This is a genomic window from Leptotrichia sp. HMT-225 (assembly GCF_030644325.1).
In the GTDB taxonomy this organism is placed as follows: Bacteria; Fusobacteriota; Fusobacteriia; order Fusobacteriales; family Leptotrichiaceae; genus Leptotrichia; species Leptotrichia massiliensis.
On sequence record NZ_CP130323.1, the window covers coordinates 147,518 to 166,241 of the forward strand.

18 protein-coding genes and 1 riboswitch are annotated in these 18,724 nt (G+C 28.2%); of the genes, 6 read left to right on the forward strand and 12 right to left on the reverse strand.

Annotation, left to right across the window (positions count from 1 at the left end):
* Nucleotides 1-719: 719 nt before the first annotated feature.
* On the reverse strand, nt 720-1,826 hold the full coding sequence (locus QU666_RS00680; RefSeq protein ID WP_036070664.1) for a histidinol-phosphate transaminase: 1,107 nt from the start codon (nt 1,824-1,826) through the stop codon (nt 720-722).
* Nucleotides 1,827-2,416: 590 nt separating this feature from the next.
* On the opposite strand from QU666_RS00680, the gene QU666_RS00685 reads away from it, so the two are divergent.
* Complete coding sequence (locus QU666_RS00685) at nt 2,417-2,716, forward strand: hypothetical protein (protein ID WP_036070666.1); 300 nt, start codon at nt 2,417-2,419, stop codon at nt 2,714-2,716.
* Between the two features lie 335 nt (nt 2,717-3,051).
* On the opposite strand, the gene QU666_RS00690 is transcribed toward QU666_RS00685, so the two are convergent.
* From QU666_RS00690 to QU666_RS00710, 5 genes are all read right to left on the reverse strand, one after another.
* A complete protein-coding gene (locus QU666_RS00690; protein WP_021769060.1) occupies nt 3,052-4,551 on the reverse strand; it encodes a cobyric acid synthase in 1,500 nt (499 codons plus the stop codon).
* A 104-nt stretch (nt 4,552-4,655) separates the two neighbouring features.
* Nucleotides 4,656-5,150, reverse strand: a complete 495-nt coding sequence (locus tag QU666_RS00695; protein ID WP_021769061.1) for a hypothetical protein — start codon at nt 5,148-5,150, stop codon at nt 4,656-4,658.
* Nucleotides 5,151-5,166: 16 nt separating this feature from the next.
* A complete protein-coding gene (locus tag QU666_RS00700; RefSeq protein WP_021769062.1) occupies nt 5,167-5,673 on the reverse strand; it encodes a hypothetical protein in 507 nt (168 codons plus the stop codon).
* An 18-nt stretch (nt 5,674-5,691) separates the two neighbouring features.
* On the reverse strand, nt 5,692-6,213 hold the full coding sequence (locus QU666_RS00705; protein WP_021769063.1) for a hypothetical protein: 522 nt from the start codon (nt 6,211-6,213) through the stop codon (nt 5,692-5,694).
* 13 nt (nt 6,214-6,226) lie between these two features.
* Nucleotides 6,227-6,613: a MerR family transcriptional regulator gene (locus QU666_RS00710; RefSeq protein WP_036070670.1), complete on the reverse strand. Its 387-nt coding sequence runs from the start codon at nt 6,611-6,613 to the stop codon at nt 6,227-6,229.
* A gap of 87 nt (nt 6,614-6,700) precedes the next feature.
* On the opposite strand from QU666_RS00710, the gene QU666_RS00715 reads away from it, so the two are divergent.
* The gene (locus QU666_RS00715) at nt 6,701-7,480 is read left to right on the forward strand and encodes an SDR family oxidoreductase (RefSeq protein WP_036070674.1); all 780 of its coding nucleotides are present in this window, start codon (nt 6,701-6,703) and stop codon (nt 7,478-7,480) included.
* A 77-nt stretch (nt 7,481-7,557) separates the two neighbouring features.
* Nucleotides 7,558-7,968 carry a hypothetical protein gene (locus tag QU666_RS00720; RefSeq protein WP_036070677.1) on the forward strand — a complete coding sequence of 137 codons (411 nt, stop codon included), beginning with the start codon at nt 7,558-7,560 and terminating at the stop codon, nt 7,966-7,968.
* Nucleotides 7,969-8,107: 139 nt separating this feature from the next.
* Here the strand turns inward: QU666_RS00720 and QU666_RS00725 are convergent, their stop codons facing one another.
* From QU666_RS00725 to QU666_RS00750, 6 genes are all read right to left on the reverse strand, one after another.
* Nucleotides 8,108-8,323: a hypothetical protein gene (locus QU666_RS00725; RefSeq protein WP_304984851.1), complete on the reverse strand. Its 216-nt coding sequence runs from the start codon at nt 8,321-8,323 to the stop codon at nt 8,108-8,110.
* Between the two features lie 81 nt (nt 8,324-8,404).
* On the reverse strand, nt 8,405-9,964 hold the full coding sequence (locus QU666_RS00730) for an ATP-dependent helicase (protein ID WP_304984852.1): 1,560 nt from the start codon (nt 9,962-9,964) through the stop codon (nt 8,405-8,407).
* On the reverse strand, nt 9,954-11,696 hold the full coding sequence (locus QU666_RS00735) for an ATP-dependent endonuclease (protein ID WP_021768507.1): 1,743 nt from the start codon (nt 11,694-11,696) through the stop codon (nt 9,954-9,956). The genes QU666_RS00730 and QU666_RS00735 overlap by 11 nt, the downstream gene beginning before the upstream one ends.
* Nucleotides 11,697-11,718: 22 nt before the next feature.
* Nucleotides 11,719-13,074, reverse strand: a complete 1,356-nt coding sequence (locus QU666_RS00740) for an MATE family efflux transporter (protein ID WP_021768508.1) — start codon at nt 13,072-13,074, stop codon at nt 11,719-11,721.
* 84 nt (nt 13,075-13,158) lie between these two features.
* The gene (locus QU666_RS00745) at nt 13,159-14,304 is read right to left on the reverse strand and encodes an RluA family pseudouridine synthase (protein WP_021768509.1); all 1,146 of its coding nucleotides are present in this window, start codon (nt 14,302-14,304) and stop codon (nt 13,159-13,161) included.
* Nucleotides 14,305-14,645: 341 nt separating this feature from the next.
* Entirely contained in the window at nt 14,646-15,320 is a 675-nt protein-coding gene (locus QU666_RS00750; RefSeq protein ID WP_021768510.1) for a thiamine diphosphokinase, read from the reverse strand.
* A 489-nt stretch (nt 15,321-15,809) separates the two neighbouring features.
* Between QU666_RS00750 and QU666_RS00755 the strand changes: the two genes are divergently transcribed.
* From QU666_RS00755 to nikC, 3 genes are all read left to right on the forward strand, one after another.
* The gene (locus QU666_RS00755) at nt 15,810-16,550 is read left to right on the forward strand and encodes a sirohydrochlorin cobaltochelatase (protein ID WP_021768511.1); all 741 of its coding nucleotides are present in this window, start codon (nt 15,810-15,812) and stop codon (nt 16,548-16,550) included.
* A gap of 19 nt (nt 16,551-16,569) precedes the next feature.
* A riboswitch (cobalamin riboswitch) is annotated at nt 16,570-16,751 on the forward strand.
* Between the two features lie 159 nt (nt 16,752-16,910).
* Nucleotides 16,911-17,852 carry a nickel ABC transporter permease gene (gene nikB, locus QU666_RS00760; RefSeq protein ID WP_021768512.1) on the forward strand — a complete coding sequence of 314 codons (942 nt, stop codon included), beginning with the start codon at nt 16,911-16,913 and terminating at the stop codon, nt 17,850-17,852.
* A gap of 2 nt (nt 17,853-17,854) precedes the next feature.
* On the forward strand, nt 17,855-18,676 hold the full coding sequence (gene nikC / locus QU666_RS00765) for a nickel transporter permease (protein ID WP_084410113.1): 822 nt from the start codon (nt 17,855-17,857) through the stop codon (nt 18,674-18,676).
* The last annotated feature ends 48 nt before the right edge of the window (nt 18,677-18,724 follow it).

Consider the following 18,724-nt stretch of genomic DNA (forward strand, 5'->3'; position numbering starts at 1 on the left):
AATAACTCAAACCTATTTAAAATTAAACTACTAAAAATTTATAGATTTAGGTTTTGAATAAAATAGTCATAGCCTTTTGAGTTTAGTTTTAAAGCAGTTTTACTATAATACTAAACTCCTTTTTAAAATAGGAATAAATTTTTATAATAGAGTTGTTTGATAATTAATTCATAATCATTCAACTAAATTATTTTTTATTATTTTTTGAATATTTTATTAATAAATATTTTTTCATATTACTATGTTTTTTCTTTTTTATTTTCGTAGGATTGCTCATTGCCACAAAACCTAATCTTGCAGTAAAGGTTTGTCCTAATAATTAAAATTGTGGCAAGATTGCTACGCAATAACCTATGGCTAGTCTACGACATTTTTCTGCACTGCCAAAAAACTCGCTATGCTCAGACAGTTTTGTCAGCACAGAAAAATGCTCCGACGGATTAATTTATACTAAAATCTGTTTAAAAAATAAAAATTATGTTTTAATCCATTTGAAAATATTAAATTTTATCCTTTAATTAGAAAAATTTTTAATAAATTCGTTATTTAAATGAAGTTTAGTATAAAATAATAGGGAATATCTTATAAATCATAAGAATCCCCATTTAAAATACTAATAAACATATTTCCACCAATTATAACTTTTACTACCAAATTCTTCCTCGTTGCCAGAATTTCTTCTATATGAATCATTATCAAATCCTATAAGTTCAAATTTTTTATTCTAAAATTTCTCTCAAAGCCCTAACAACCCTATCATTGCTCTTTCTATCCTTAATTGCCAGCCTAAAAAATCTTTCATCTAAAAATTTGAAATTGGACGCATCCCTTATCAAAATTCCTTCTTCCATCATTTTTTCCCGCAATTTTTTCACATTCAGTCCTTTAGAAATCAGCTCATCTTTTATTTTTACGCAAATAAAGTTTACTTCGCTCTTATAAGGCTTTATTCCTGAAATTTCATTCAGTCTTTTATACATGTATCTTTTTTCTTCTGTTATCCAGTTTAATGTCTTTTCTATGTATTCTGTATCATCAAGCACTGTTATTCCAGCCATTTCAGCGATATTGTTCACACTCCACGGCTCTTTTTTTTCAGCGATTTTCTTTTCCAAATTTTTGACAAAATAAATTCCATATCCCAATCGTAATCCTGGAATAGCAAAAAATTTTGTAAATGCACGAGTTACAAACAAATTTTTCTTATTTTCTCCACTATTTACAATACTTTCCTTTAGTCCATCCTCTAAAAATTCGATAAATGCCTCATCAATAAATAACTTTGTATCATATCTATTGCATTCTCTTAAAATTTCCTCTGTTTCAGCCATTTTTAAAAATTTTCCAGTTGGATTATTCGGATTGCAAATTATTACCAAATCATATTTTTTCTCAAGTTCCTTTTTTAATTTCCCAATACTAAGCCTAAACTCATCTTTTTCTTCCAGTTCAAAATATTCAATTTCAATTTTTTGACTTTCAGAATTTTTACACGCTCTTACTGCCCTTTCATATTCCCCAAAAGTAGGCGATAAAATCAGCACTTTTTCGGGCTTTATTACTTTTATGAACAAAAATATAGCTTCTGTTGCACCATTCCCCAGCACAATATTTTCCAGCTCAACTTTATTCAGTTGAGCCAATTTTTCACGCAATTCCACATAATCAGGGTCAGGATACCTCTCAAGAATCCCAATATTTTCGATAATCTTCTGCTTTAAACTCTCTGGCACTCCGTAAGGATTGATATTTGAGCTGTAATCCAGTATTTCTGTTATATTTTTTTCCCTAAATATTTTGTAAATATTTCCACCATGAAAATCCATTTCTCCCTCCATTTCAAGAAAATTGTCTTTATACAATCTCTCATCTTATTTTACATTAAAAATCTTTTAAAATCAAATATATATTTAAATATTTATAATTTTTTTTGTTTAGTTCATAGATTGTATAATAGACCTGTTCGATAATTATATATATATTTAGAATTTAATAAAACAAATATTCTAAAGCAAGGGGTCTTGACCCCTTGTGAAAATAAAAAAACTTAGGTTATCGAACACATCTAATATATTGCGACAAACTAAAAAATATAAAAACTTATTGTAATTTTATTTTTTTAATAGGTAAGATATAAAGTGTTTGATTATAGATTCTGACTCATACTAAACCCCATTTGAAAAAAAGAAAAGAGATTTCCTATTTACTTTCTGACAAGGGGTCTTGACCCCTTGCTAAACGGAATTATAAAAACTCCATTGTTTTAATGGGAAATAGTATCAATTCGTTTAATTTTAAAATTAAACTATGTTCAAAAAAAAAAAAAAAAACAGAAAAAACAAATGAGAATTAAATCACAATATTTAGAACATAGAGTACAATAATAAAAAAATTAAATTAAAGGAGTTGAATGTCTATGAAAGTAGTATTTAAAATTTTAGCTTTAATTTTACTAGCATTAACAGTTACAAGCTGTGAATTGTTTGATCCAAGAGAGTGGGCAGAACTTAAAAAAGACGACACTCTGACAGGTAGATATTACGATACCAGAACAGGAGAAACCACAATTGAGAGACCTCATTGTCTTTTAGATAGCAATGGACGTAAGAAAGAGTGCCGTAAAACACCTTATGAAAACAAAAGATTTACAGGTTGTAGCGGATCAAATACAGGTATGTGGGGAATGGGAAGAATCTGTACGTACGAAGATTATTAAACAATTACCCCAAATAATAGTTAGGAGAGATTTTTATGAACAAAATATTTAAAATATTAATTATAGGCTTACTAGGATTGACTTTAATCAGTTGTTCAACGCCAGATGTAATGGGATATGATGGAGAAGGATATTATCGTAATTAAGATAAAAAAAGATATTATTTAATTCATAGATTGACTAGACTGCACCCCCAAAATTATATATAATATAAGAGGTGCAGTTTTTTTATTAAGAGAATTTATACTAAACTCTATTTTGATAATGAATTCATTACAAACTTTTCCTATAAATGTTAAATTACGTTTTCATTTTAATCTATTTGATTTCTTGTCCTACCCCATTATTTCATAAACCTTATCAATATCCACATTTTCTCGCAAAATTTGTGCTAATTTATCGTATTCCCTGTTTTTATATTCTTTGAAACTAAAATCTTCATCGACTTTGTCTAGCCCTTTAAGTTTTCTTACTTCGTTCAGAAAATGATTTGTAAATTCAGAATTGTCAAATATTCCGTGAATATAGGTTCCGACAACATTGCCTTTTACAGCACCTTTTAGCTTTTCATCGTCAAAGATACATTTTATCTCGGTTTTTTCCTCATTTACAGGATAACTGTAGCCTTGATGTATTTCATAGCCTTTTATTTCAATGCCTTCCATTCCAGCAAGTATTCCATCTGCCTTTTTTATTTTATTTTCATACTGTGTTGTTGTTTTTGCCGTTTCCATAACTGTTTCTATGTCTAATAAATCTAAGCCTGAAATTTCTTTTAGATTAGACTCAATATTTTGAGGATCCATTATTTTTTGTCCCATTATTTGAAAACCGCCACAAATTCCAAATACTATCGTTCCTCTTTTTGCAAGCCTTATAATTTCCCTGCTTATATTTTTATCAATCAAGTCCTTCATGTCTTCCACAGTATTTTTAGAGCCAGGAATAATAATAATGTCCTCATCTCCAAGTTCAGAGCTTTTTGTAACGTATTTCAAGGAAACATCGTTATAATGGCTAAGTGCATCAATGTCTGTAAAATTCGATATATGTTTTAGTTTAATAACCGAAATCCGAATTTTCCCTTCTTTTTTCACATTATACTTGTCGATTCCCAGACTGTCCTCTTCCTCAATTCCTAGTGGCACAAACGGCACTACTCCCAGAACAGGCACATTTGTCAACTCTTCAATCATCTCAATTCCAGGAGTCAAAAGGCTCTTATCTCCTCTAAATTTATTTATAATTACACCTTTTATACGTTTTTTCTCACTTTCCTCAAGCAGCATAATTGTCCCGTAAATTGCCGCAAAAACACCGCCTCTGTCAATATCAGCAACCAAAATAACAGGCGAATCAGCCATTTCCGCCATTCCTGTATTTACAATGTCGTCTTCCTTCAAGTTAATTTCCGCAGGGCTTCCTGCCCCTTCCAGCACGCAAATATCAAAGTTATCCCTTATGTGATTGTACGCTGCCATTATATCCTTTTTTAAATTATGCTTATAGGCAAAATATTCCCTTGCATCCATGTTTTTATAAACTTTCCCATTCACAATAATCTGTGATTTTCTGTCTGTTGTAGGCTTTAATAATATCGGATTCATAAATGCCTGAGGCTCGATATTAGCCGCTTCAGCCTGCACCACCTGAGCTCTCCCCATCTCTTTTCCATCCTTCGTAATAAACGAATTTAAAGCCATATTCTGTGACTTAAACGGCACTACACTATATCCATCTTGATAAAATATTCTGCAGAAACCTGCATTGATTATGCTTTTTCCCACATTAGAACCTGTCCCCAGCAACATTATATTTTTATGTTTTCTTCCCATAAATTCTGCTCCTATTTTAAATTTATCTAAAAAATTTATTTATTCCCATTAAAATAATTATAACAGATAAAAATGCCATAAGCAAATTGGATTTGTAAAAAAATTTATTTTCTTTTGAATTTTATTTTGTCTAATATTTTCTTGACTTTATCGCTATAAAATACTCCAATTATAAATGAAACATGCGATAATATACAAAATATATATTTTCTCCCATTTGTCAAACTAGACATTATCGAACTATATTCATCTTCAAAAATAGCCCTAAACACAAAATAAATAAATATTACAAGCATCACCAAAATTAATGCTTTTTTATTCATTTTTTTTAGAAATCTTTTGCACAAATATCCTAAGAAGTACATAATTCCCAATATTATTATCAAGCAAAACAACGAAAATACAATTACAAAAATCTTCAAAATCTGCTCTGGAGCTTCCAACAAAACCCCAGTAGAAAATAATGTAAAAATAAACCAAAACAAATATGCCAACACTGGATATATTGCTGACTGAACTAAAAAATAAATTATTGTAAATAAAATTAATCCTAAAGGATTATTCTGTTTCGTCATAAGTTTGTCTGTATTTTTTTTCATTTTTCTTCTCCTTCTTTTATTTTTTTCTTTTGAATTTTATTCTGTCTAATATTTTCTTTACTTTATCGCTATGAAATGCTCCCATTATATACGAAATATGAAATATAGTACAAAATATATACTTTTTCTCATCTACTAAAGCATCAATTATTGAATTTTGATCTCCAACAGCAGCTTTGTACAAAAAATAAATCAATATTACAATCATTGCGGTATTTAATCCTATTTTATTCATTTTTCCTAAAAAATCTTTACATAAATATCCTAAATAACACATAAATCCAGATAATATTACCAAACAAACACAATAAAATAGATAAGTTAAAATAACTTGAATTTCTTTTATTTTTAAAATTCCCAAAGCATCTGCTATTCCTCCAAAAATCAGCGTGAAAGAAAACCAGAATAAAAATCCTAATAGCGGATATATCACATTCTGAACTAAAAAATAAATTATCGTAAATAAAATTAATCCTAAAAAATTATTCGGTTTTCTCACAAGTTTATTTGTATTTTTTTTCATTTATTTTTTCTCCTTCTTTTATTTATTTTTTCTTTTAAATTTTATTCTATCTAATATTTTTTTGACTTTATCACTAAAAAATACTCCGATTGTATAAAAAATATGTGATGCTGTACAGAAAATATAGATTTGACGCTGTGTTGGTGCAAACATTGTTGTATCTTCATTAGGTTCTGTAAAAATTTTATACAAAAAAAAGATTAAAATTGCTATCATTACACTGCCTAATACAGCTTTATTCATTTTTTTCAAAAATTCACTACATAAGAAATATCCTAAATAAAATATAAATCCAAGTACTATTATTAAAGCAATTACAGAAAAACTTATATTAAAAAAAATCGTAAGCCATTCTGGAAGATTTAAAAGTGTCAAACTATTAAAAAGTATTGCACTAAACGAAATTCCAAAAATTAACCAAAACAAAAATGCCAATGCTGGATATATTGTTTTCTGAAAGAAAAAGTAAATCACTGTAAATAAAACTAATGCTAAAAAGCTTTTTGCTTTTGACATAAATTTATTTTCATTTTTTTCCATCTTTTTTCTCCTTCTAATCTCTATTACTTTTTAAAAAACTCTCATAAATCTCAAGTTTATCATCAAGATTTTGTAAATATTTTTGCCACTTTTCAATTTCTATGTTTACATATTTTTTATGATTTGTCAAAATTTTTATTCTTTCTTTTATCGTTCCGTTTCCTTCATATCGTAAATCTGAATATTTCTTAATTTCACTCAATTTCATTCCCATGTCTTTTAATCTTTTTAACATTTTTATCCATTCAATATCAGTTTCATCGTATATTCTTCTATTTTTCTCATCTCTTTTGACACGAAATAGTTCCTTTTTTTCATAAAACCTTATTGTGTATGGAGTTAAGCCTGTTTTTTCTGAAAATTCCTTTATTTGCATTATTTTTTGTTCATTCTTTTTCATTTTATTTTCTCCTTTCAAAAAAGTTATTGACTTATACTATACTCTAACTGCTATCCTTTATTTATCAAATTTATGGAGGTAATAACTATGAAAACCAAATATACTGTTATAACAGGAGCAAGTTCGGGAATAGGTAAAGCTGTGGCTCTAAAATTTGCAGAATTAAACAAAAATCTTATTCTGATTGCACGAAGAAAGAATTCACTAGAAGACTTAAAAAGCGAAATTTTAAAGAAAAATCCTAATTTGGACATTCTTGTAATAGATTTTGACTTAACTGATGTCGGTAAAATCCCTGAACTATATTCAAAATTAAAAAATTATCACATTGAAACATTCATAAACAATGCTGGTTTTGGAATGTATGGTGATGTAAAAGAGCAGTCTTTAAATAAAATTTCAGATATGCTTCATCTCAATGTAGAAGCATTAACTTTGCTATCTTCTTTATACGTCCAAGATTACCACAACGAAAAAGGCTCTCAATTAATCTATATCTCCTCAGCAGGAGGCTACACAATCGTCCCAAACGCAATTGTCTACTGTGCCACAAAATTCTACGTAAACGCCTTCACAGAAGGACTTGCACTAGAATTAAAGCAAAACAACGCACAATTAAAAGCAAAAGTCCTAGCACCCGCCGCAACCAAAACTAACTTTGGAAATATCGCAACTGGTAAAACTAATTTTGATTATGATAAATCTTATCCAAACTATCATACATCCGAAGAAATGGCAAATTTTCTCATTCAACTTTACGAAAGCGACAAAACTGTCGGTTACATCAGCCGTGAAACTTTTGAATTTGACTTATCTGATGGATTTTTTCAAAATGCATTTAGTTCTAAAAATAATGTGAAATTTTAAATATTAGTTTTTATTATTGATTTTCCTAAAAAAATATTATAAAATATATGCAAAATTTATTATTTAGGAGTGATTTTATGAAAAAAATTATATTTGCATTGTTTTTACTGACTTTTAGTTTAAGTTTTTCTAATTCTGATATTAATATATTATCTTCCAAAGTCTGGAACTGTTCCAGTCTTGACAATACACTTAGAGGACTTATCTATGTCAAATTCTTAACTAAAGAAAATGAACCTTATATTGCTTTTAGCCAAATAGATTCTCGTGCAGCTTTAAAAACAGGAAAAGTTACCCTTGAACTTTCAGAATTAAATTTTGAAGTAAAAGAAGATGAAAACGCCATCTATTTTACAAATTTGAATGAAAAAACCAAAATTTTTTCTAATTACAAGTTAGCGTATTCATTTGACAAGAAAAATAGACCTAAAATGTCTATAAACCGTATTTCAGATAACAAAAAAATTTGTAACCTTTCAATAAATTAAATTATCACAAATACAAAAATAATCAATAATTTTTAAGCAACGATTTCTTAGTGATTTTCGTTGCTTAATTTTTTTCCGACGGTTTTACGATTGGTTTTTTCCGACGGTTTTTTTACAAATCGAATTTAATAATATTTTCTCAAAAATCGCTATCTTTAAGTATTTGAAGTAATTTATTTATATCATTGTTTCCGACGGTTTTTATATATCTGATATTTCTAGTTGCCCCTATTTTTTGTAATGTATCATTTTTCACCAAATATCTTAACAAATCTCTCGCACGGCTTTCTTTTATATTCAAAAGTTTTTCTAATTCCGATCGTGTAAGTTCATCATTAGTTTCAAAAAACTCCATTATCTTTTGAATTTGCACTTCTAAAATCTTTCTTTTTTTGATTTCAGCTTTAATTGTAGATTCTTTGTAGGTTTGAAATTTTTATAAACATTCTATGAAATCTTCAAATTTATATTCTTTTTCTTGCATTTTTTTTTCTACTATATTTTTATATGTATTAGCTTTATCTTCTTCAATTAAGAATAATTTTTCTTTAGCTCTTGTTATGCCAACATAGTTTTCTTCTATTTTTAACTTTTTAGAATAGCGATTAATATAGTAATCACAAAATATTATAACTTGATCATATTCTAATCCTTTAGATGAATGTGTTGTCATTATATGTTTTGGTTTTTTGGATTCTTTAATATAAAATATTTTATTTGAATCATTTGATAAGACTTCTAATAAAATTTCATTTTCTTTTACAATTTTTTTATTGTTTTCCACTGTTTGTATTTCAATATCAAAATATTCAAAAATCTCTTGAATTATTTGTAAATCTAATTTTTCAGATAATTTTCTTAATTTTTCTCCTATTTCTGAAACTTCTTTTTGGGTATATTCTCTAAATAAGAAAGTATTCATAAAGTCATATTCCGAATAATCTTTATCAAAATAATATTTTGCTATTTGTTCCAATAAAAAGAAATTTGGACAATCATTTAAAATATCTCTTTTTATTACTTTAAAATCACTGTCTATTTCTATTAATTCAGATGAAATACTTTTTATATCCTCATTATTTCCTATTAATACTAATATACTTTTTTTTAAATCTATCTTTTGTCTTTTTATTATATCTTGTATATCTTCTTTTTTATTTCCAGTACTTTTTTTATAGAAAATCACTTTTTCATTTGTTTTTTCAATTTTTTCTATATTTTTTTCTGATAATATTTGAGAAAATAAAGTAATATTTATATGACTTCTAAAATTATGATGTAATCTAAAAATATTAAAACTAATTTTTTCTATATTATTTTCTACTATATTTTTAAAATTTTGAACCTTAGCTCCTCTCCATCCATAAATTGATTGTTTGTCATCTCCTACAATAAACAATTTTATTCCTAATTCTTTAGCAAAATAGCAAAATAACTCATGCATTCCTTGATCCGAATCTTGATATTCATCTATAAAAATCTTTTTGTACTTATATTTTAAATATTCTTGTACTCTTACAGATTTTTTTAGTAATTTTAATGCCAATTCGCATTTAAAATTCTTCCCTAATTTTTGTATATCATTATCATATGTTCCAAAAATTTTGTACTCTTTTAATTTTTTTAAGCCATCGTTATAATTACAAAATTTATCTTTTTTTTGATAAGAATAATAAAATTTTTCTGGAATATTATCTTCAATGCTTTTAATAAAAATATCTATTATTTCTTTTTCTAAAAAACTATCAATTGTTCCAATAAATACTCTTTCTTTTTTCACTATTTTATCTCTTAATTCTGTAGCTGCTTTATTTGTAAAAGTTATTGCAACAAAGTTATAGTGATTTTTTTCTTTTTCTATATCAAATTCTAATTTTTTTACTAATATAGAGGTTTTTCCAGAACCTGCACTTGCTAATACACAAATATTTCCTTCTGTTTTTATAATTTTATCGCGTTCTTCCTTATCAATTGGATTTATCTCTTTATCTTCCATTATCTACAAACTCCTTTAATACTTGGGTATTTTCCTTGATTTTTTTTGCTAAACCTTCATTCATACAACTTTCTATAAATTCAACCATATTATATAATTTATGTTCTTGTAACCATTTTACTGAATCTTTTTTTCCAGTATGCTTATCTAATTCTTCTGGAATTATGCCATATAAATCATTTTCTAAATCAATTTTTGATAAATAAATATTATTTTCTATAAATTTATCTATTAATTCTGTATTTTCTTCATAAATCTCTATTTTTTTATTTTTTAATTCTTCTTCATTTCCTGTAAACTCTATACTTTTTAATTTCTTTTCTTTTATTACATCAATACATCTATTAAAACCTATTAAATCATATTTATTTGGATTATTTTCCTTTGATTTTCTTTTTTTCTTCAAATCATTATCAGTTTTTATAAAATACTTTATTTGTAATTTTTCATAAAGTTCTGTATAAGGTTTAAAATTTATTCCACCTACTTGTAACAAAAATTTTCCTAATGTTTCATAATTAGGATTAACTTCTGCCAAAACAGCTTCAAAAAGTACATATTCTGAAGGTCCTTCAACCAAAAGTACCTCATTATAAAATAGTGATTCTGATAATCCTTTATTCAATTTTTTCTTTAATATTTTGTATTCTTTAGGTACTTTATATAAATATGAAAAACTCTTGGAATTAGAGTTATCAGTAATTCTAATTAACTGTGTTTCATCCATTTCATATAATATTTTTGGAGAATGAGTTGTAAGAAAAAAATAATCATAAACAGGCTGTGAAAATAATTGTTGTGAAAGCATCATTTGCATTGAATTATGTAAACTATTTTCAGGTTCTTCTATCAAATAAATTACAATTTGATTTTCATAATTTTTTTCTGTTATTATTTTATTTAAAGCATATGATAATATTTTTTTTCTTCCATCACCACTTGTCGGATAATAATTTTCATCATCATTCCATTTTATATAAGGTACCAAATTATCCATAAATCCATTGACTACAATTTCTGATTTTAATTCTATCGAAAGCTCTTCTAACTTATATTTTTTATAATTTTCTGTTAATAAATTTTGAATATTTTTTATAGTACTTAATTGACTTACATTCTCGTTTATTTCAGAAATACTTCTTTCAATTCTTTTTTCTAATTCCATATCATTTTCATTATCATTTTTATCATCAAATAACAATTTCCGATTTCTTTTAAATATTTTTTGTAAATCATCTGTATTTGGATTAACATACATCATTTTAAAAATCCTGTCAATTTCATACGTTTCACCAATTCTTGGTATATTTTGTAAATTTTCTAAAATTGAACCCCAATACATATCGGGATTTCCAAATAAACTGTTATCATCATAATTCGCTTCTAATTTTATAAAAAAACTATCTAAATTTTCATCTGAATTTCTTGCTCCTTTTATTTTAGAAATTAAGAATTTTGAATTTTTTGAAAAACTACTTTCATCATCTAAATTTCTATCACTAATATCAATTTCTAGTATTATCTCTATTTTTTTACTAGTATCATTTTTATAAAAATCTGTATTCAAGAATCCATTTTTTCGTATATCTCTATCTAATAAAAATCGTAAAGCATAAAGTAAATTTGTTTTTCCTGTATCATTCATTCCAAAAATTACATTTTTATTAGATAACTCTATTTCTATATTTTTAAAATTCCTAAAATTTTTTATAATTAATTTTTTTAATTTCATAAATAACTCCTATCTTATTATATTATTTTTTATTACTATTATTTTTCACATACCCATTCCCATAAAACGCAATTCCCAGTTGTCCCACCATCACAATCCAAATCAGCGGCTCGCAAATCATTACTCCAAAATAACCCAATTTTGGCACGACAAAAATTACAAAGATTATTTTTCCAAAAAATTCGATTATACTTGAAACAAGAGGGATTAATTTCTCTCCAAGAGCCTGTAAAGTGTATCGCAAGTTAAAGAGGATTCCTAGTATTGTGAAAAACGGGGAGGCGATTTTTAGGTAGGTTGAGCCGTTGTGGAGGACGATTTCAGATTCGGAGCCTGACATCAGGTGAATCATGTTTTTGGAAAATAAATATACAAAAATTGTGATTCCGATTGCAAAAATTATATCCATCATATTGGCGTAAAATACGCCCTTTCGGATTCTATCTACTTTGTTTGCACCTTTATTTTGGGAAACGAAAGTTGCAAGTGCGAGTGCTATTGTAGTTAGCGGAATGTTACAAAATCCCATAAGTTTTCTTGCCGAAGTATGTCCAGCGATAATCAAATATCCAAACCCATTTATCGCATACTGTAAAATCAGCGTTCCCATAAGAACAATCGCAATCATAAATCCCATAGAAAGTCCCTGTCCAAGTAGTTCCTTGTACAATTTTTTATCAAATCTGAAATGTTTTTTTCTAGGGATTAAAATCGGCTCTTTTACGTAAATGTAGATAATACTTAAGATAACTGAAATTGCCTGTGCAATAACTGTTGCAACCGCAGCTCCTCCAATTCCCATTTTAAGGGAAGTTATGAAATAAATATCAAGGAAAATGTTTAAAATTGAGGCAATTACCAAAAATACGAGCGACATAAAGCTGTTTCCAATTGCACGTAAAAGTCCTGATGACAAGTTATAGGAAAAAGTTACGCCAATAAACATTGTTATTATGTTTATATATTCAAATGCTTCATTTATAATATTTTCAGGTGTATGCAAGATTTTTAGCAGTGGCATAAGAATAAATCGTGATAAAATCATTACTCCCACAGTAATCCAAATTCCAATAACAATCGAGCCAGCCACAGACTTTTTCAAAAGATTCTTGTTATTTGCCCCATAATTTCTAGCCGTAACCATACTAAGCCCATTTCCAATTCCTAACGCAAATCCAAAAATCAGTTCAAAAATAGCCGCCGAAGCCCCAATAGCCGCAAGCGAGTTATCTCCCAAAGTATGCCCCACAATAGCAATATCCGCCATATTGTAAAGCTGCTGAAAAATATTCGACACAAGTATTGGTATCGAAAAAATCAGAAGCGACTTCAAAATACTATCATTTATCAAATCAACCGAAAAATTAAATTTTTTCATTTTCTGTCCTTTCTTTTTGCTTTTTAAATCATAAGTTTTTTATTCTTATTTTAAAAATAGTTTTTTGGAAAAAATATAATTTTTCTATTTTTCCAAAAATTCCTTCATATCCGAAAAAATTGATATTTCCAGTTCAACTTCCTTTTTGCTTGCAGGATGTGTAAATTTTACCTTATAAGCGTGCAAAAATTGTCTATTTATTCCAAGTTCTTTGTTTAAGCCATTTCCGTAAAGTTCGTCTCCTACGATTGTGTGTCCGATGGATTTTAGGTGAACTCGAATTTGATGAGTCCGCCCAGTAAACAGTTCACATTCTACTAATGTTGCATTTTTTTTAGGGTAAGTTTTTAAGACTTTTATAGCTGTTTTTGCGTATTGTCCCCGCTTATCAATTATTCTTTCCAAATTATCTCCATCCCGAAAAATCCGTCTTTCAATAACTATTTTCTTTTCGTCTTCTTTCAGACTTTCCTTTCCAAAACTACTTTGATTCTCTAAATTTAAATTATTTTCTTTACTTTCGTTTCCAAAATCTGCACTTTTGCCAATTTTACTATCTTCGTTTTTAATAGTTAAATTGTTTTCTATTTTCTCCATTTCATCGTATTTTTTCATTTCTCCAAAATTAACTTTTTCAATTTCAGGCTTTAAATTTTCCTTTTCCAAATCCTGAATCTTATGTTTTTCCCCATCTTTTGCAAGTTCTTCATTGATTCTGGTAATTTCCTTATCGTCAATAATTCCATTCACAATCGCCAGATATTTTTTCTCAAAAATCGAAAAATTTTGTAAAAATGCCTGTGCAAAACTGTTTTTGGCAATAATAATCAGCCCAGATGTATTCATATCGAGCCTATTGTAAAATCGTGGCACTCGAACTTCACCATATTTTTCCAAAAAATGATTTACAATTCCGTTTGCAAGTGTAAAATCAGCTTTTTTCTGTGTCGGATGTGTCAGTAAAAATGGCTCTTTATTCACAATCAAAATATCTTCATCTTCAAAAATAATATCAAGTGGCAGTTTAATAGGCTTAATGTCCGTCCCCTTTTTCTTCTCAACAACTCTCAAGTTTCCGTGTGACGGCAATTTCTTAGTTAATCTTACCTGCTTTCCATTCAAAAAAACTTCTACATTTCTCAAACTTCTCCCCGAATAATTCTGCACTTCCCGCAAATACTGCGAGATTTTCATCCTCTGGTGTTCCTTTTCTATCCTAAATTTTTTCATTATTTATACACATCCTTTTTTATTTTTTATTATTATTTGATAATCTAGCTTTTTTAATAAGCTCTAAAATATTTAATTCTTACTTTAATCATCTAGATAAACCGTTTTTTAAACTTATATTTTAAATTTGTTGTATTTTATTATACAATCTATCGTTTTAATAAACCGACGGAGCTTTTATTTGTTCAACTACGACTGTTTGACGACTGGAAGGAGGAGTTTCGGAGTTGAGCAAATAAAAGTCGGAGTCTAGCCATAGGTACAGGATTTGCGGCAATGAGCAATCCTGTAAAAAAAACATATTAATTATAGAAAAAATATTTATTAATAAAAATAAGTTGCTAAATAAATCTATTATTAAATATTTTATTATTATTTTTCAAAATAATTATCAGTTTCCCGTTTTCAAATTCTACGCTAGCCTCATTTTCAAGAATAACATTGCTCACAAGTCTGGAACTTTCCCTTTTCACATCAATTTTATCTGTTTCAAATTTAAAGCCCTTTAAGGTTAATTTTTCAACTTTTTCACTAATTGGAATGATTGAAAATTCATATTCTTTTTTATTTTTTAGGACAAAAGATTTTTCTGTATAAAAAATTTCTTCATTTTCCTGCAAAAAAACGAGATTTTTATATTTTTCCATTATGAATAGGTTGCTCAAAGTCATGTCAATCCGTTTCCCAAGTCCACCAACAACAAATATTTTCTCAACAGAATTCTTATTTTCTGAAATTTTATTAATTTCTTTCAAAATCAGCTCAAAATCTGTAAAATCCTTGTCTTTTGGAAATTTTTTTACTAAAATATTTTTACTTTTATAATATTCCAAAACTTTTTTCTCAATCGAATCCAGATCCCCAATAATCATTTCTGGTATTTTCCCATATTTAAAAGCAAAATTTGCTCCACCATCCGCACAAAAGCAAACTGCATTTTCCGAAACTAACTTATCCATAAATTCCTGCGAATATTTATATTCCCCATTCAAAAAAATCACATATTTTTTCTCCATTTTTCTCCCTTCAGATTAAGAAATACAATAATATTTACATTATACTTTGTTATTAGATTATTTACAAGATAGTGTTTATAATTGTTATTTTAAAATTATTAATTATAAATTTATTATAAAAATATGAAAAACAAAGATTAAAAAGCAATATTATTGATAAATAGGGGATATTTAAAAAATTTATATTTATATATCTAAATCTAAAAATATTAAAAGACTGTAAAAAAACAGTTGCAAAAAAAACAAATAATTATTATAATGTAGGTATGAAGATGAAATAGTTTGATTGCCAAACTTAAACTAATACAACTATATTAGTTTTAGGATTTAGTCAATCTTAATGGGGTTCAAAAGAATTGAGAGATTGAAGCATTAGTAGGTTAGTAGGATTGTTATAATATTGTAGAAAGGAGGTAAAAATTTAGTTTTAGATAAAATGGAAAATTGAAGGTAAAAAATCTATAACTTTAAGAATGAAAGGAAGTGTCTATGGAAAAAGCAGTTTTAGTAACGAGTTTTGGAACATCACACAAGGATACGAGAGAAAAATGCCTTGATTTGATTGAAAATGAAGTAAGAGCTAAATATGGAAGCGAAAAAGTGGAAAGAGCCTATACATCGGGAGTTATAAGACGAATAGTGGAAAGAAAGGAAGGAATTCACATATTTGATCAGAATGAAGGACTGGAAGCTTTGAAAAATAAAGGTTATGATGAAATTATAACTATGTCATTGCATATTCTTGATGGAATTGAGTATGCTAAACTTAATGATAAATATGGAAAAATTTCAAAACCACTTTTAGTAAATGATGAAGATTTTGAAAAAGTTGTAAACGACGAAGAGTTTAACAGTACAGAAGGCAATGATGCCATTGTGTTTATGGGACATGGTTCCGAAAGTGCAGCAGACAGTACATATCAACGGCTTCAAGAGGAATATCTGAAAGCTGGGAAAGATAATATTTTCATAGCTACTGTTGAAGGGCAAGTGACAATTGAAGATGTTATTCAAAAATTAAAAGGAAGAGGATTTAGCAAAATATTGTTAAAGCCATTTATGATAGTAGCTGGAGATCACGCTAAAAATGATATGGCTTCTGATGAGGAAGATTCGTGGAAAACAATTCTTCAAAATGAAGGATATGAAGTAACGCCTTTATTAAAAGGAATGGGCGAATACGAGTTTATACGTAAAATGTTTATGGATAAATTAGAAGAAGTTTATTAAGATAGCAAAAGAATAATTTTAAATTTATAGTTTTATAGGTGTTGCATAAACTTAATAAGGAAACCAGTTGGAATCTGGTACAGCCACCTCTACTGTGATACTGACGAAAGTATGAAAACCACTAAAATATCATTATATTTTGGGAAGGGTACGAGTAGGATGAAGTTAGTCAGGAGACTTGCCTATATAATAAAGTTACATTTTTCGGGAAGGGAAAAATTTAATATATAAAGACTGCTGGAAATTTACATAGATACTTTTCATCTGTTTTAATATATAAAATTTGATTCAACTTTCTGAGTTGGATTTTTTAATTTGTATAAAATATAAATTTTGTAAGGGAGGAAATTTTATAAAGTAATGGCAAAGAATAAAAAAATAATAAAATACATTATACAGATATTAGTTGTACTTTTTGGAATAAGCTTTTTTACATTCTGTCTAATGTATATTTCGCCAGGAGATCCTGCCCAAGTTATGCTTACAGAATGTGGACATCTTCCAACACCAGAGCTTTTAGCACAGACAAGAGCTGAACTTGGACTTGATAAGCCTTTTTATATCCAATACTGGAAATGGCTGTTTGGAGTTCTGCAAGGTAATTTTGGGAAGTCCTATTCGTTAAGAATTCCAGTAATTCAAAAGATAGCACAGGCATTTATTCCAACATTGTCACTTTCATTTATGGCACTGTTTTTAATGTGTGTAATTTCGATACCGACTGGAATACTTGCGGCTGTAAAAGAAAATAAATGGCAGGATTATTTAATAAGAATGTTGACATTCATGGGAATGTCTGTGCCAAGTTTTTGGTTAGGACTAGTATTTTTGAGCATATTTGGAGTACAGCTGGGACTTGTATCAGTTTCAGGCGGAAATGCTGATTTTGGCTCAATGATCTTACCTGCACTAACAATAGCGATAGCAATGTCTGCTAAGTACATACGTCAAATAAGACACATATTTCTTGAAGAACTTGGAAAAAGTTATGTGACAGGGGCTAGAATGAGGGGAATAAAAGAACGTGATATTTTGTGGAAACATGTACTGCCTAATGCGATGCTGCCTATAATAACGCTTCTAGGACTTTCATTAGGAAGCCTTCTGGGAGGAACTGCAGTTGTAGAGATAGTTTATAACTGGCCAGGAATGGGAAGAATGGCAGTAAAAGCAATATCAGCTCAGGATTATCCGCTAATTCAGTCTTATGTGCTAATAATCGCGTTCTTGTACCTGATCGTAAATATCGCAGTTGATATTTCGTATAAATATCTAGATGCAAGAGTTGAGGAGGTAATTTAAACTTGAACAAATTGAAATTTATGGGAAAAAATACACAACTGAAAATATTTCTGGCACTTGCGATTATTGTGGTACTAATTGCAATTTTTGCACCATTTATAGTGCCAAATGATCCTTTTAAACAATTAGCACCAAGTTTGCAACGTCCATCAAAACAGTATATTTTTGGAACGGATCAGCTTGGAAGGGATTTATTCTCAAGAGTTATATATGGTTCAAGATACTCAATATTCATGACTTTGACTTTGATGTTCATAATTTTTTCTGTAGGAACTATACTGGGAGTGCTTGCAGGATATTTTGGAGGAATTGTTGATACCGTGATAATGAGACTTGGAGATATGATGATTGCATTTCCAGGATTAATTCTTGCCATAGCGATAGCTGGGCTTTTGAATCCGAGCGTGAAAAATTCAATTATAGCAATAGCGGCAGTTACTTGGACAAAATATGCAAGGCTTGCAAGAAGTATGGTTCTCAAAATAAAACAGGAACTGTATGTAGAAGCAGCAAAAATAACAGGAAGCAGGGATTACTCAATAATATTTAAATATATAATTCCAAATATGATTACAACGATGATAGTAACAGCGGTTTCAGATATGGGAACATTAATGCTGGAAATAGCAGCACTTTCATTCTTAGGATTTGGAGCACAGCCTCCAACACCAGAATGGGGAGCAATGCTTAATGAAGGTAGAACAACACTTAGCAGAGCTCCTTGGATGATGATGTATCCAGGGCTAGCAATAGTAATTGTTGTAATTATATTCAATATGCTGGGAGATTCAGTAAGAGATTTGGTTGATGTAAAAAGTGAATAATTTAAAAAAATAAAAAAGTAACAAAAAATAAAATATAATAGGGAGAAA

Coding starts and splice junctions, on each gene's coding strand:
- QU666_RS00755 (WP_021768511.1), top strand. CDS start 15,810: ATGGAAAAAGCAGTTTTAGTAACGAGTTTTGGAACATCACACAAGGAT.
- QU666_RS00720 (WP_036070677.1), top strand. CDS start 7,558: ATGAAAAAAATTATATTTGCATTGTTTTTACTGACTTTTAGTTTAAGT.
- QU666_RS00695 (WP_021769061.1), bottom strand. CDS start 5,150: ATGAAAAAAAATACAGACAAACTTATGACGAAACAGAATAATCCTTTA.
- QU666_RS00740 (WP_021768508.1), bottom strand. CDS start 13,074: ATGAAAAAATTTAATTTTTCGGTTGATTTGATAAATGATAGTATTTTG.
- QU666_RS00735 (WP_021768507.1), bottom strand. CDS start 11,696: ATGAAATTAAAAAAATTAATTATAAAAAATTTTAGGAATTTTAAAAAT.
- QU666_RS00690 (WP_021769060.1), bottom strand. CDS start 4,551: ATGGGAAGAAAACATAAAAATATAATGTTGCTGGGGACAGGTTCTAAT.
- QU666_RS00725 (WP_304984851.1), bottom strand. CDS start 8,323: ATGGAGTTTTTTGAAACTAATGATGAACTTACACGATCGGAATTAGAA.
- QU666_RS00730 (WP_304984852.1), bottom strand. CDS start 9,964: ATGGAAGATAAAGAGATAAATCCAATTGATAAGGAAGAACGCGATAAA.
- QU666_RS00685 (WP_036070666.1), top strand. CDS start 2,417: ATGAAAGTAGTATTTAAAATTTTAGCTTTAATTTTACTAGCATTAACA.
- QU666_RS00750 (WP_021768510.1), bottom strand. CDS start 15,320: ATGGAGAAAAAATATGTGATTTTTTTGAATGGGGAATATAAATATTCG.
- QU666_RS00705 (WP_021769063.1), bottom strand. CDS start 6,213: ATGGAAAAAAATGAAAATAAATTTATGTCAAAAGCAAAAAGCTTTTTA.
- nikB (WP_021768512.1), top strand. CDS start 16,911: ATGGCAAAGAATAAAAAAATAATAAAATACATTATACAGATATTAGTT.
- QU666_RS00745 (WP_021768509.1), bottom strand. CDS start 14,304: ATGAAAAAATTTAGGATAGAAAAGGAACACCAGAGGATGAAAATCTCG.
- QU666_RS00715 (WP_036070674.1), top strand. CDS start 6,701: ATGAAAACCAAATATACTGTTATAACAGGAGCAAGTTCGGGAATAGGT.
- QU666_RS00680 (WP_036070664.1), bottom strand. CDS start 1,826: ATGGATTTTCATGGTGGAAATATTTACAAAATATTTAGGGAAAAAAAT.
- QU666_RS00700 (WP_021769062.1), bottom strand. CDS start 5,673: ATGAAAAAAAATACAAATAAACTTGTGAGAAAACCGAATAATTTTTTA.
- QU666_RS00710 (WP_036070670.1), bottom strand. CDS start 6,613: ATGAAAAAGAATGAACAAAAAATAATGCAAATAAAGGAATTTTCAGAA.